Raw genomic sequence first — 12,747 nt, 5'->3', positions numbered from 1 at the left:
GGGAGGTCTCTTAAGGAGGGCTTTGATCCTGTACAAAGCAAAACAAAAATCCAGGAGCGCCCCAGGGTGGGTCAGGGATGGTTTTCAAATCAATAATTCACCAGTCATATTAGATTTGAAGTCATTTCAGATTACTCTGAACAGTAAAAGAGTCAATCCCGATCTTTATATTATCTTTATAAATTAAAACAGAAGACGAGCTTACCTGGACCATTTATACACATCACTAACAGGGTCGGGGGCATGAAATCTCTGCACCCAGGAGAAGCGGGCTGTTGCTGATTCGCTGCATTTGAAAATGACAGCTGAACGTGAGAGCTAAAGATCGCTCACGCTTACAGGCAATCAAAACAAGACGTTTTGTGCAAACTCATATAGATCAGTCTGCCGCACATTCGAAGTCGTCAATTCCGTCAGCAAAGCTGCTACAAAAAATGGGGGAGTGAAATATCAATCTCACTCCCCCACTGTCGTTGGCAGCACATCAGAATAAATTCCGTAAACGATCTCTTTCGTAAAGTCGTCACGCCGGAATACATCCTGATATTGCCGTTATTTTTTCTTCGCGTGTTCCATTTCAGCGCTCGATGCTTCTGCATTAAGCCCCGGATCTGGCTGCGTCAGTTCCGCCGTATTCTGATCTGCACATGAAGTCAGCAACAGACTGAAGCAAAACAGTCCGGGGGGAATCAGTTTCAAAACGACTTTATCTGTTAATAGATGCATTGTCTCTCCTTTGTGAAACGAGAACCACTCGTTCGATCTACTCCTGGCAATAATGGCCTCCGCACATCCTGTTTTCAGGACATGCGAACGAGGAAGATCCGGTTGATCAGACAGTCAATTAAAAATCACCAATGGTTAATCCATCATTTCTGTGATGCAGTCGCTGATAGATCCCGAAATGTGCCCCGAGATATGTCTTATCGTTCCAGCCCCCCGGGGCGCCGGGTGCACAGGCATTGGCATCATTACTCCATTCACAGCCACAATTATTCGTAGCACAGGTGGAAGCGCTGCGTGTAGAAACAATGTGCTGAATGTTTTCGGAAATGAACCGTACTGCTCCATCAGCCATCAGAAAATGCGCTCCCCCGGTGTGAACGCTTCCGAACCGCCAGTTTGTGCTGCCGAGTCCAGGAGTCAGTTTATTGGTAATCGGGTAGATGCCGCCTCCCAGATACCAGTCCTGACAGCAGGCGGTATCGTTCCCCGGACTGGAAGTCTGATAGGTATTATGTTCTACGCCAAGCCACGAGCCTCCGGTCCAGACCTGATACGACTTTTCTCCAACGGCAATGGTATTGGATGTCCCGTCACTGAAAGAAGCGATCTTCGTGGGGCGCGCACGATCGTAGGTGAAAAAACCTCCTGAAAGCCGGGCATCTGTACTATCCCCGTTTTGAAATCCTCCGATGCTCCCAAAGTAACTGGTACTGGGAATGGAACTCATATAGTTCGGAGTGCTGGAACCATGAATACTCCTGGTGGGGCTCCGGTCGGTATCACTGGGGCAGAGGACCATACTTAAACCAGAAATTGCATTGATCGTGGTTTTGTTCGTTCCTTCATAAATACCGATATTGAAATTGAGCTTGTTATAAAGTGGTGCCTGATCGATATAGGGAAGAATCAATGCCCCCCAGGAAGCACCACTCCCCAGTTCAACGGTGCCATTCCATCCCCGAATCTGACCGGGAGGGAATGAACCAAACGCTTCATGATAATTATGTAGTGCCAGGCCCATCTGTTTCAGATTATTCTTGCAGGTACTCCTGCGGGCCGCCTCTCGTGCCTGCTGCACCGCTGGTAACAACAATGCGATCAGAATGGCGATGATGGCAATCACCACCAGCAACTCAATCAGGGTAAAACCTCTTTTCTGAAAATGATAATTTCGCATTTCTGTGCTCCTTAGATAAAGAAAATGAAAGGACGGTCGAACAACTGAGGACTGATAGAAAGAATCAAACCTCTGTTTCAGATCGAAAGATCTCAGTGATATGAAGTCGTGGAGCTCAAATGTCGCAGCGCCGACGACACCAACAAACCATCAGTACATTAATATACAAATGATTAATAAGCTTTAGTTTAAGAAGCATGAAGTCAGGCTGTCAATCTTTTATCTATACAAATTCAAATATCTTACTTTTGTATAGTACATTAAGAAAATAGACCTTATCAGAGCGTTTAAACGGCGTGATCAACACTGCACCAGATCCAGGCCGACAGGACTCACCCCGCAAGTTGCTACGGGAGCAGAACCTGATACAGACCGTGGTTATTGTGTTCCTCAGGCTACCGAAAAGCCGGGCCATCATTTAATCTACAGGGGACTGTTGGCCCCGTTTCCATGTTCCACCAATCACCGTCTGATTCTTCCAAGGTACTTTTCATGCTGGCTAAACGCATTATTCCCTGTCTCGACGTGCATGCGGGGCGAGTCGTCAAAGGCGTCAACTTCGTCAATCTTCAGGATGCCGGCGACCCGGTAGAGGTCGCTGCCCGGTATGAGGAACAGGGGGCCGACGAACTGGTCTTCCTGGACATCACTGCCAGCCATGAAGAACGCGACATCATTCTGGATATCGTCCGCCGAACCTCCGAAGTCATCTTCATGCCCCTCACCGTCGGCGGAGGGATCCGCACCCTCGAAGACATTCGGGCCCTGCTGAATGCGGGCTGTGACAAGGTTTCCATCAACTCTTCGGCAGTCAAAGATCCGGATCTGATCCGCGAGGCCGCCCTGCGGTTCGGCAGCCAGTGCATTGTGGTTAATATCGATCCCAAGCGGGTTCAAAAAAACGGACAGGAATTCTGGGAAGTCCACGTCAACGGAGGTCGCGTCCCGACCGGACTGGAAGCAATCGAGTGGGCCAGACGCGTCGAAGAACTGGGGGCCGGCGAAATCGTACTCACCTCAATGGATGCCGACGGCACCAAAGACGGCTACGACCTGCCGATGACCAAAGCGGTTGCAGAAGCCGTTTCCATCCCCGTGGTCGCCAGTGGGGGTGCGGGCTGTCCTGAACACTTATATCAGGTTCTGACCGAAGGAAAAGCCAGTGCTGCGCTGGCTGCCAGCATCTTCCATTACGGTACCCATCCCGTCGACGAAACCAAGCACTACCTCGCTGAACGAGGGATTCCCATCCGCTTCAAGAGTGAAGTCTCCCTGAACCAGGCGTAACCCTACACAGCTCTGCATCAACCCGGCCCGTTGTAAGAGTGACAAATTTACCGGTATCACTACAAAAGGAGCTTGCAAGTTCCCGGAGAGTCTTCAAAATAGTAAGAGTGGATCATGCTGAAACGCTGGCAGTGGTGCCTGCCTTTAAGCGTTTTCCAGGTCCCGCTCAGCAATTCCCGTCAGCCCGACTGCCAATTCTGGCAGCAGTCTCGAATAAGAATTAAGTGGAGTTTGTTAATGGCGACTACTGTTCCTGCGAAAGCAAAAGAGATCTCCCCGATCACCGGGCGTGCTGAAAATGAAGTTGATAAAGTGTTCCGCCAACTGATCAAGCATGGCGGTTCCGACCTGCACATGCAGGTTGGCAAAGCACCCATCCTGCGTGTGAAGGGTACTCTCCGCGAACTGCAGATGGACCCGATCGACCGGGACCAGATGATGGCTCTCTTTGATCCGATGATGGACGAACGAAACAAGAAAATTTTCGTCGACGAAGGGGGGGCCGACTTTTCTTACGTCGTCGAATATGAAGGCGAAGCCTGGCGTTTCCGTGTGAACCTGTTTATTCAGCTCGGCTTTCCCGGCATGGTCTCCCGTAAAATTGAACGTTCGATTCCCAACTTCGAGGGGCTGTTCCTGCCACCCGTGATGGAATCGCTGTGTAAGTTCGACCAGGGCATGGTGCTCCTGGCCGGGGTGACCGGTAGTGGTAAAAGTACGACCATTGCCTCGATGCTCAACTGGGTCAACGACAATTACCGCAAACACATTCTGACGATCGAAGACCCGATCGAATTCGTGTACACGCAGAATAAATGTCTGATCAACCAGCGTGAAGTCGGTATCGATGTCAAAGACTTCGAAATCGCGATGAAACATGCCGTGCGTCAGGACCCCGACATCATGCTGGTGGGCGAAATGCGTGACATGGAAACCTTCTCCACTGCGATCCATGCTGCGGAAACGGGGCACCTTGTGTTCGGAACGATTCACGCTTCCAACGCCCCTTCCTGTATCGGCCGTATTCTCGACCTCTTCCCGCAGGACATGCATAAAGCCCTTCGCGGCTCACTGGCGTTTAACATGCGTGCTATCGTTGCCCAGAAACTGTTAAAAACCATTGTCGATAAACCGGGGCGTGTCCCGATCGTGGAAATCATGACCTTCAACCCGACCGTTCGTAAGCTGGTGCTGGAAGAGCAGGACGAAAAGCTGGCAGCCGCCATCCGCATCGGGAAAGACGAAGGGATGCAGCAGTTCAACGACAGCCTGAAAGGCTTCATCGACCGCGAGTTCATCAGCCGCGCCGACGCGTTCGAAATTTCACCGAACGTCGAAGAACTCAAGATGACCCTCAAGGGGATCGACGTCAAAGGGGCCGCGATTCTGTAATCGCCGACAACCGAAATTCAAAGACAACCAACCGGGTACTGTCTCATCAGGCAGCACCCGGTTGTCGTTTGGACTCAGCGATACTGCCCGCCCGGGACTTTCATTTTCAGGCTGTAAACTTTGTTGGCACAGGTCAACAGCAGCGTCTTGCCATCCACACCGCCAAAGCTGACATTCGAGCAGAATTCCGGTACTGGAATCAGACCCAGAGATTTCCCTGAGGGAGACGCCACCCAGACACCACCCCGCCCCGACAGGTAGAGATTGCCCTCGGCATCAATACTCATCCCGTCGGGTGAATCTTTGCGTTTGGTCTCCGGATCGAAGAAGACCTGCCCCTCACCGACAGTACCGTCCTCCCGAATGGGATATCTCCGCCACAGCTTCTCATGACTGTCACCCACATAAAGAGTCTTCCCGTCATTCGACGCGATGACTCCGTTAGGCACCGGCATCTCGGTAATGATTTTCTTGACCGTGCCATCGGTAGTCCTCACATAGACGGCACTCGTTTTCCGGTTCTTGAAATCCGGATCGGTAAAATAGATATTCCCATTCGGCGTCTGGCAGACATCATTCGGCTGGTTCCATTTCGGGTTCGCCGCGATCACCGTCGTCTTACTGGGCCCCGACTCACCAAAGCCGTAGCTCATCACATGCTGGCCATAGGCTTGCGCACCCAGCATGTTGCCTTCATTCGACAGATAAGTGCCGTTGATGCCTTTAGTCTTGTCCAGCCAGACACTCGCTTTGCCCTCGCCGTCCAACCGTAAAATCTGGGCATCCTTATCGACAAACGAAGTGAAGTACCATTTCTTCCCCGCGGGATCCCAGACCGGCCCCTCGAAGAAAGCTTTCGCTGCATACTCCTCTGTCAGCTTCGCTCCGGGGGCCACAGTGCGAGGAAGGGGATGACTTTCTTTGGGCGTCTCCTTGCCAGCCAGGGGGAGTGTGTCACACAAGATTCCAAGCAGCAGCAGAGTCAACAAAGCGTTTTTAAACATGGCAGCAGATTCCTGGATTGAATGATTTCGTAAAAACAGCAGTCTGTGATTCAACAAACATGGGGATTCGTCGTAATGAAAGGATGACGACCAGCGTTTCTCCCCTGGTGAATCAGAGAAACCCGGGGGTGAATCGCCATGGTTTACTTGATTTTGGCCTGTTCTCCCCTCAGACTGATAGTCAGATTCTGAATTTCCTTTAAAAATACCGGAATCTTCTCACCTGAACTCCTGCCCTGTTCATACCCTGTGCAACAGGATCCTCGAAATTAGAAATAGAAGGAACGGGAACAATGAAATTGCGATTGTTCTTACTGCTCACCAGCCTGGCCTCCGGTTCCCTGTACGTCGTCGGCCAGGCAGCTCCTCTCACGCCACCCCCCAAAAATACGGGAGGCGAATTTTTCAGCCCCGCTGACTCATTGAAGCAGTTCACCGTCCCTGAGGATCTCAAGCTCGAACAGGTGCTGACCGAACCGATTGTCAGACAGCCGATCTTCCTCAACTTCGATGAACGGGGACGGATGTGGGTCATCAACTATCTGCAATACCCCTATCCCGAAGGCCTGCGGATTCTCAGTAAAGACAAACACCACCGTGCCGTCTACGACAAAGTTCCTCTCCCTCCGCCACACGGCGAGAAGGGGGATGATAAAATCACCATTCATGAAGACACCAACGGCGACGGGAAATACGACAAGCATTCCGTCTTCGTCGATGGTTTGAATATCGCCTCTTCGTTCGTCAAAGGCCGGGGCGGCGTCTGGGTTCTGAACCCTCCCTACCTGCTGTTCTATCCCGATAAAGATAACGACGATGTGCCGGACGGCGATCCCGTTGTGCATCTGGAAGGGTTCGGCCTGGAAGACACTCACTCCGTCGTCAACAGTCTCCGCTGGGGACCGGACGGCTGGCTCTATTCATCCCAGGGAAGTACGGTCTCCGGCAAAGTGAAAAAGCCCGGCCAGAAAGATAAAGAAGCGGTCCAGACCCTGGGTCAGCTGATCTGGCGGTATCACCCCGAAAAGAAAATCTACGAGATCTTCGCGGAAGGGGGCGGTAATGCCTTCGGCGTGGAAATCGATGACAAGGGTCGCCTCTATTCCGGCCATAACGGCGGTAACACGCGCGGCTTCCATTACATGCAGGGCAGCTACTATCAGAAAGGGTTCGGTAAACACGGACCGCTCTCCAATCCGTATGCCTTCGGGTACTTCCAGGCCATGAAGCACGCCAAGGTTCCCCGCTTCACCCACAACTTCATTATCTACGAAGCCGAGACGCTCCCGAAAAAATACTGGGGCCATCTGTTTGGTGTAGAACCGCTGCAGGGCCGCGTGGTCGAAAGTAAAGTCACCGCCGACGGCTCGTCCTACCAGACCGAAGACCTGCAGCGTCCGGTCGCCACCACCGACAAACGCTTCCGCCCCGTCGACATCAAACTTGGGCCGGACGGCGCGATTTACTTCTGCGACATGTACGAACACCAGATCGCCCACGGACAGCATTACTCGGGACAGGTCGAAAAAGGGGACGGCCGCATCTATCGCCTCACCGCCAAAGATGCCAAACCGCTGGCCCCTTTTGATCTGGGCAAGAAATCATCACAGGAACTGATCGCGGTCCTTGATCATCCCAACCGCTGGTTCCGTCAACAGGCGCTGCGACTGTTCGGGGACCGCAAAGATGCCTCCGTCATCCCCGCTTTAAAACAGAAGCTGTTTGCGAGCGACGGTCAGTCTGCCCTGGAAGCACTCTGGGCGCTGAACCTCAGTGGCGGCTTTGATGAAGAGGTCGCAGCGAAGTCACTCAAACACTCTGATCCCTACGTCCGTGCCTGGACCATTCGCCTGCTGTGCGATGACCACCAGGTCTCACCGGAAATCGGACAGCAGCTGATCGCCCTGGCTTTGACCGAACCTCACGTCCAGGTCCGCAGCCAGCTGGGCAGCTCGTCGAAACGGCTCCCCGCTGATCCGGGACTGCCGATCGCCTTTAATCTGCTCAGTCGCTCTGAAGATCTGGACGATGTGCACATCCCGCTGATCCTGTGGTGGTCGCTCGAAAAACGGGTCGCCCACGACCGGGATGCCCTGCTGGCTTACTTCGCGAAACCGGAAGTCTGGCAGTACCCACTCGTCGAAAAATACATTCTGGAACGGATCATGCGTCGCTTCGCTGCCACCGGCTCGCGAAACGATCTGCTGGTCTGTGCGAAACTGCTCGAACTGGCACCGGATCAGTCACACGCAGAAATCCTGATGTCCGGCTTTGAAACGGCAATGAAAGGTCGCTCGTCAGCCAGCTTCCCCAAAGAGCTGGTCACCGCCATGTCTAAATACGGCGGACAGTCGATTTCACTGGGACTCAGACAGGGCGACAAACAGGCGATCGAAAAAGCGTTGAAGATCGTGGCTGATCCCAAGGCGGACAACCAGAAACGCCTCGACCTGATTCAGATCTTTGGCGAAGTCAAAGTGCCCGCCTGCGTACCCGTGCTGTTGAATATCATTTCCAATTCCAGTGACCTGCAGATGCAGATCGCTGCCATCAGTGCGCTGCAGCAGTATCCGAATGATTCCATCGGTAAGACGGTCACCGCGCTCTATCCCAATATGTCCGATGACCTGCGGAGTGCTGCCCAGACACTGCTCACGATCCGCAAACCGTGGGCGAAAGATTTTCTACAGGCCATTGATGCCGGCAAAATCAACAAAACGACTGTCCCCGTCGAAACAGCCCGCAAGATGACCGTCTTCAGTGACGACGCCATCAGTAGCCTGATTTCGAAACACTTCGGTTCGATCGCGGGTGCGACCACCGAACAGATGCAGAAACAGATCGCCGCTCATCAGAAAATGCTGCAGACCGCTCAGGGTGAGCCCGACCGTTATGCCGGCGAAAAGCTCTTCCAGAAAAACTGCGGGAAATGCCACAAACTGTTCGGCGACGGCGGTGAGATCGGCCCCGACCTGACCTCTTTCAAACGAGATGATGTCGGGCGGATGCTGGTGAACATCGTCAATCCCTCCAATGAAATCCGGGAGGGTTTCGAAACTTACCTGGTCGTCACCGAGGACGGACGGGTCGTGAATGGCTTCCTGGCGGACCAGGACAATAACGTCATCGTGATCCGCAGTGCAGACGGGCAGAGCATCACCGTCGAGCGGGACAACATTGAGGAAATGCTGCCGCAGAAAAAATCGCTGATGCCGGAAGGACTGCTCGACAAGCTCTCGGACAAGGAAATTCGCAACTTGTTCAGCTATCTCCGCAGCTCACAGCCCCTGCCTTAAGCAAATTCCCGCCCAGGTGACGCGGCAATTGAGAAAACGGCACAACTTGCTAAAATTGAGGCCGGCGCTCCGATTCAGGACCGCCGGCTTTTTTACGTGATCACATTACTATTTACCACTCTCTTAGTGACAGGAAACATACCATGTCGGGGTTTCGAACCGAACGTGATTCAATGGGCGAAGTGCAGGTTCCCGCAGAAGCTTACTACGGCGCACAGACACAGCGGGCCGTTGAGAATTTTCAGATCTCCGGAAATACACTCCCTCCCAGCCTGATCCACGCCATGGGCAAGGTCAAGCTGGCTGCCGCACACGCGAATCGCGATCTGGGTAAACTCTCCGGCACCGGAAAGAATCCCCTCAATGACGAACAGATCAAGGCCCTGGTCGCAGCAGCCACCGACGTCTCGGAAGGCAAATACGACGACCAGTTCCCGATCGACGTCTACCAGACCGGCTCGGGAACGTCGAGTAACATGAACGTCAACGAAGTCATCAGCAACCGGGCGATTGAGATCCTGGGGGAAGATCGCTTCGCTGCCGATAAATCAGTGCATCCCAACGATCACGTCAACATGGGACAGAGCACCAACGATACTTTCCCGACCGCGATCCACGTTGCCGTAGCCACCAGCATTCACGAGCAGCTGATTCCCGGACTGGAAAAGATGGCAGCCAGTCTGACGGAAAAAGCGAAAGCCTGGGATCAGATCATTAAAATCGGTCGCACCCACCTGGCAGACGCGACACCTCTGCGACTCGGTCAGGAATTTGGCGGCTTTGCCCGTCAGCTCAAACTGAGCATCGAGCGGGCCAAACGGGCCGCGACAGCCGTCTATGAACTGCCCGTCGGGGGAACCGCCGTCGGATCCGGAATCAACACGCATCCGGAATTCGGCAAACGGGTCAGTGAAGAACTCGCAAAACTGACAGGCATCGCATTCGTCGAAGCCGTGGATCACTTCGAAGGCAATGCACAACGCGACGGCCTGGTCGAATGCCACGCTGAACTGAAAACCATCGCCACCACCCTGTTCAACGTCTCCAACAACATTCGCTGGCTCGGATCCGGCCCCCGCTGCGGATTCTATGAAGTCAAGATCCCCGACCTGCAACCGGGCAGCTCGATCATGCCAGGTAAGGTGAACCCGGTGATGTGCGAAAGCATGATGCAGGCCACCACCCGCGTGATCGGCAACGACCAGACGATTACGATGTCAGGCGCAGCCGGAGGTCAGTTCCAGTTGAATATCATGATGCCCGTCATGGGCTTCACCGCGCTGGAAAGCGTACATCTGCTGGCGAACTCCTGCAACGAATTCGTGAAGCTCTGCCTGGAAAATATGGAAGCCAACGAGGAAGCCTGCAACGCCGCCGTGGAGAACAGCCTGTCGATGGTCACCAGCCTGAACCCGCACATCGGCTACGAAAAAGCGTCTGCTCTCGCCAAAGAAGCCTTCAAGTCGGGTAAGACGATTCGCGAGCTCTGCACCGAACAGGAGATCCTGCCCGCAGAGACGTTGAAGGAGGCCCTTGATCCGATGAGCATGACCGAGCCGCAGGCCTGAGTGGTTACTCTTTCTGGTTGGCTTCTGCAGTCATTCGTCCGTTCCGGAGAACGCTGGCACCCAATTCCAGTGCTTCTCCGGACAGACCGGCTTCTTCCATCTGGCGGACCGCGGCATCGATATCGTATTCCTGCCGCTTCAAGGTGACCTGGCCATCCTCAATGATGGCATAGGAACAGCGGGGGTCGCCGTCACGAGGCTGCCCCACACTGCCCGGGTTAATCACCTGCTTGTCTCCCAGGTTCAGGTGGAACGGCAGATGCGTGTGCCCCACGCAGACAAAGTTCGCATTGATTCCCTGCAGGCGGGCGGTCCAGCTCGCTTCATTATCGCCCAGATATTCATCCAGGGGATCGCGGGGGGTCCCGTGCACCAGGTAGAACGTCACCCCTTCAATGGTGATCTGCTGAGAGATGGGCAGCCGCGCCAGGTATTTCATCCGCACCCGATCCAGCAGCTCCCAGTGCAGGGGCCGCGTGAAACAGGCCAGCTTCCGGAAACCGGTCGTCCCTTTGGCTTCGACCCGCTGGGCGACCGCATGGTCATGGTTGCCGCGGACGCAGGCGGTCGCATGCTGTTTCACCCATTCGATGCAGGGTAACGGGTCGGTTCCATAGTCCACGAGATCGCCGATACAGAGACAATAATCAAATTCTTCCTGAATCGACGACAGGGCCGCCCAGTTCGAATGAATGTCAGAAATCACGAGTACGCGCATGAGTTCTTCCCTGTTACAACGCCGGCTCGCCGTGGGCAGACGAGCTACATACAACCCTATCTTATTACTAAATATACACTTAAGATTATATGTTCTACCTGGAGAACGGGCGAAACTTTTTCTGATTTTCCAGAGAATTTCCAGCAGATTCCCTCAAGTAACAGCCCCTTCAGAGCCGAGAAATCAGCTCTGGACTCATTTTTGCAGAACTGCTAGACTCCCCCGCACATGTCTGAGTCATCTCAACATCTTCACGACCAAAGTCTGTTACACGGGCACTGATTCCCGCTCAGGATGCAGTGAGAATCGCCGCCTGCTGACCCCTTAATATTTTCCGGTTCGGACGCTTTCAGAAGGGATACTGATATGCGGACCACGCAACTGCTTTGCAAAAGCCTGATTATTTTACTCGCCGCCATTGTCTGTACGACAGGCAGCATGCCCGAAGCGCATGCCCGTATTGAAGCCGTGAAAGGCAAGAAATACAAGCTCACCAAACGACACGGGCCCTGGATGATCATGGTTGCCAGCCTGCGGGATATTCCAGAGAGCAGGCGTTCCAAGGGGTTGAGCGCCCAGGAAGCCGCGGACGAACTGGTATACGAACTCCGCAAACGCGGCATCCCCGCTTATACCTTCAGTCAGGAAGCCGTGATTCAACGGTTTAACACACTGGACCGTCTCGGCCGCGAAGAACGCCGCAGCTATGCTGCCCAGCGGGCGATGATCTCGGTCATCGCCGGTAACTATTCCGACAGTGAAGACGATGTCGCGCAGAAAACACTGAAGTACATCAAAAATTTCCACCCTAAAGTCATCACCGATAATGGTGTCTACAAGAAAACTCCCGGTCAGCCGGGACCGTTAAGCGGTGCGTTCCTGACAATCAATCCGCTGCTGTCTCCCCAGGAGGTCGCACAACGGAAACAGGATCCGCTGATTGCTAAACTGAACTCGGGTATCGAATATTCACTGTTGAAAAACAAGGGCAAATATTCTCTGGTCGTCGCCTCGTTCTACGGAAACTCGGTCACCCAGACTGCAACTTCCCGCTTTCAAAATGCAACCGAAAGCTTGAAAATCAGCAACGCCCTGGACCGTGCCGCAGAAAATGCCTGGTCGCTCGCCAAAGCATTACGCAACGCCAAAAGCTATGGTTTTCCCGCTGGTTCGCCACGGAATATCGACGCCTACGTGTTACATGAAAAATATCGTTCCATTGTAGCCGTCGGTGCGTTTGATTCAGCCGATGATCCCCGGATCGCCGAATACGCGAAGCTGTTTGGTTCCAAAATGAAGCCTCATCCGGAAACCGGAGTGGAAACGATGACCGCGGAATACTTTGTGATTCCCGGCGATAAACCCTCTGCACCGCCTGTGGCCTCCTGGGTATTTGACCCCAAACCCACACTGATTCAAAATCCAAAGTCGCGCTGAGCTCTCAGCGATTCACCGATTCATTCTGTTGCCTTCCCTCTGTCCGTCAGGCCTGTTAAAGTGCCAGACATCGGGAAGGCTTCTTTTTTGCGCGGTGGTCACATAGCCCACTGGAATCAGCAGCCGTTCAATGTTTTTCACC

General features: G+C 53.6%; 9 protein-coding genes. 5 read left to right on the top strand and 4 right to left on the bottom strand.

The features are described from left to right. Positions 1-552: 552 nt before the first annotated feature. Both Enr10x_RS29795 and Enr10x_RS01325 read right to left on the bottom strand, forming a co-directional pair. Positions 553-726 (bottom strand): hypothetical protein, encoded by a 174-nt coding sequence (locus Enr10x_RS29795; RefSeq protein ID WP_197997445.1) that lies wholly within the window; start codon positions 724-726, stop codon positions 553-555. A 118-nt stretch (positions 727-844) separates the two neighbouring features. Next, on the bottom strand, positions 845-1,903 hold the full coding sequence (locus tag Enr10x_RS01325; protein ID WP_145447940.1) for a DUF1559 domain-containing protein: 1,059 nt from the start codon (positions 1,901-1,903) through the stop codon (positions 845-847). Between the two features lie 492 nt (positions 1,904-2,395). Between Enr10x_RS01325 and hisF the strand changes: the two genes are divergently transcribed. Together hisF and Enr10x_RS01315 are read left to right on the top strand one after the other, a co-directional pair. Then, positions 2,396-3,190: an imidazole glycerol phosphate synthase subunit HisF gene (gene hisF, locus Enr10x_RS01320; protein ID WP_145447939.1), complete on the top strand. Its 795-nt coding sequence runs from the start codon at positions 2,396-2,398 to the stop codon at positions 3,188-3,190. A 237-nt stretch (positions 3,191-3,427) separates the two neighbouring features. Next, positions 3,428-4,582 carry a type IV pilus twitching motility protein PilT gene (locus tag Enr10x_RS01315; RefSeq protein ID WP_145447938.1) on the top strand — a complete coding sequence of 385 codons (1,155 nt, stop codon included), beginning with the start codon at positions 3,428-3,430 and terminating at the stop codon, positions 4,580-4,582. Positions 4,583-4,656: 74 nt separating this feature from the next. On the opposite strand, the gene Enr10x_RS01310 is transcribed toward Enr10x_RS01315, so the two are convergent. Then, positions 4,657-5,586 carry an SMP-30/gluconolactonase/LRE family protein gene (locus Enr10x_RS01310; RefSeq protein ID WP_145447937.1) on the bottom strand — a complete coding sequence of 310 codons (930 nt, stop codon included), beginning with the start codon at positions 5,584-5,586 and terminating at the stop codon, positions 4,657-4,659. Between the two features lie 293 nt (positions 5,587-5,879). On the opposite strand from Enr10x_RS01310, the gene Enr10x_RS01305 reads away from it, so the two are divergent. After that, positions 5,880-8,882 (top strand): PVC-type heme-binding CxxCH protein, encoded by a 3,003-nt coding sequence (locus Enr10x_RS01305; protein WP_145447936.1) that lies wholly within the window; start codon positions 5,880-5,882, stop codon positions 8,880-8,882. A 143-nt stretch (positions 8,883-9,025) separates the two neighbouring features. Then, the gene (locus Enr10x_RS01300) at positions 9,026-10,450 is read left to right on the top strand and encodes a class II fumarate hydratase (protein WP_145447935.1); all 1,425 of its coding nucleotides are present in this window, start codon (positions 9,026-9,028) and stop codon (positions 10,448-10,450) included. A 4-nt stretch (positions 10,451-10,454) separates the two neighbouring features. Here Enr10x_RS01300 and Enr10x_RS01295 read toward each other — a convergent pair whose 3' ends face one another. Beyond that, positions 10,455-11,168 (bottom strand): metallophosphoesterase family protein, encoded by a 714-nt coding sequence (locus Enr10x_RS01295; protein WP_145447934.1) that lies wholly within the window; start codon positions 11,166-11,168, stop codon positions 10,455-10,457. A 366-nt stretch (positions 11,169-11,534) separates the two neighbouring features. Here Enr10x_RS01295 and Enr10x_RS01290 point away from each other — a divergent pair, with 366 nt between their 5' ends. Further along, positions 11,535-12,605 (top strand): hypothetical protein, encoded by a 1,071-nt coding sequence (locus tag Enr10x_RS01290; RefSeq protein ID WP_145103168.1) that lies wholly within the window; start codon positions 11,535-11,537, stop codon positions 12,603-12,605. Positions 12,606-12,747: the final 142 nt, after the last annotated feature.

The organism is Gimesia panareensis, from assembly GCF_007748155.1.
GTDB classification, from domain to species: domain Bacteria; phylum Planctomycetota; class Planctomycetia; order Planctomycetales; family Planctomycetaceae; genus Gimesia; species Gimesia panareensis.
The sequence above is the reverse complement of the archived record's forward strand: the minus strand, read 5'-3'. Positions and strand labels throughout refer to the sequence as shown.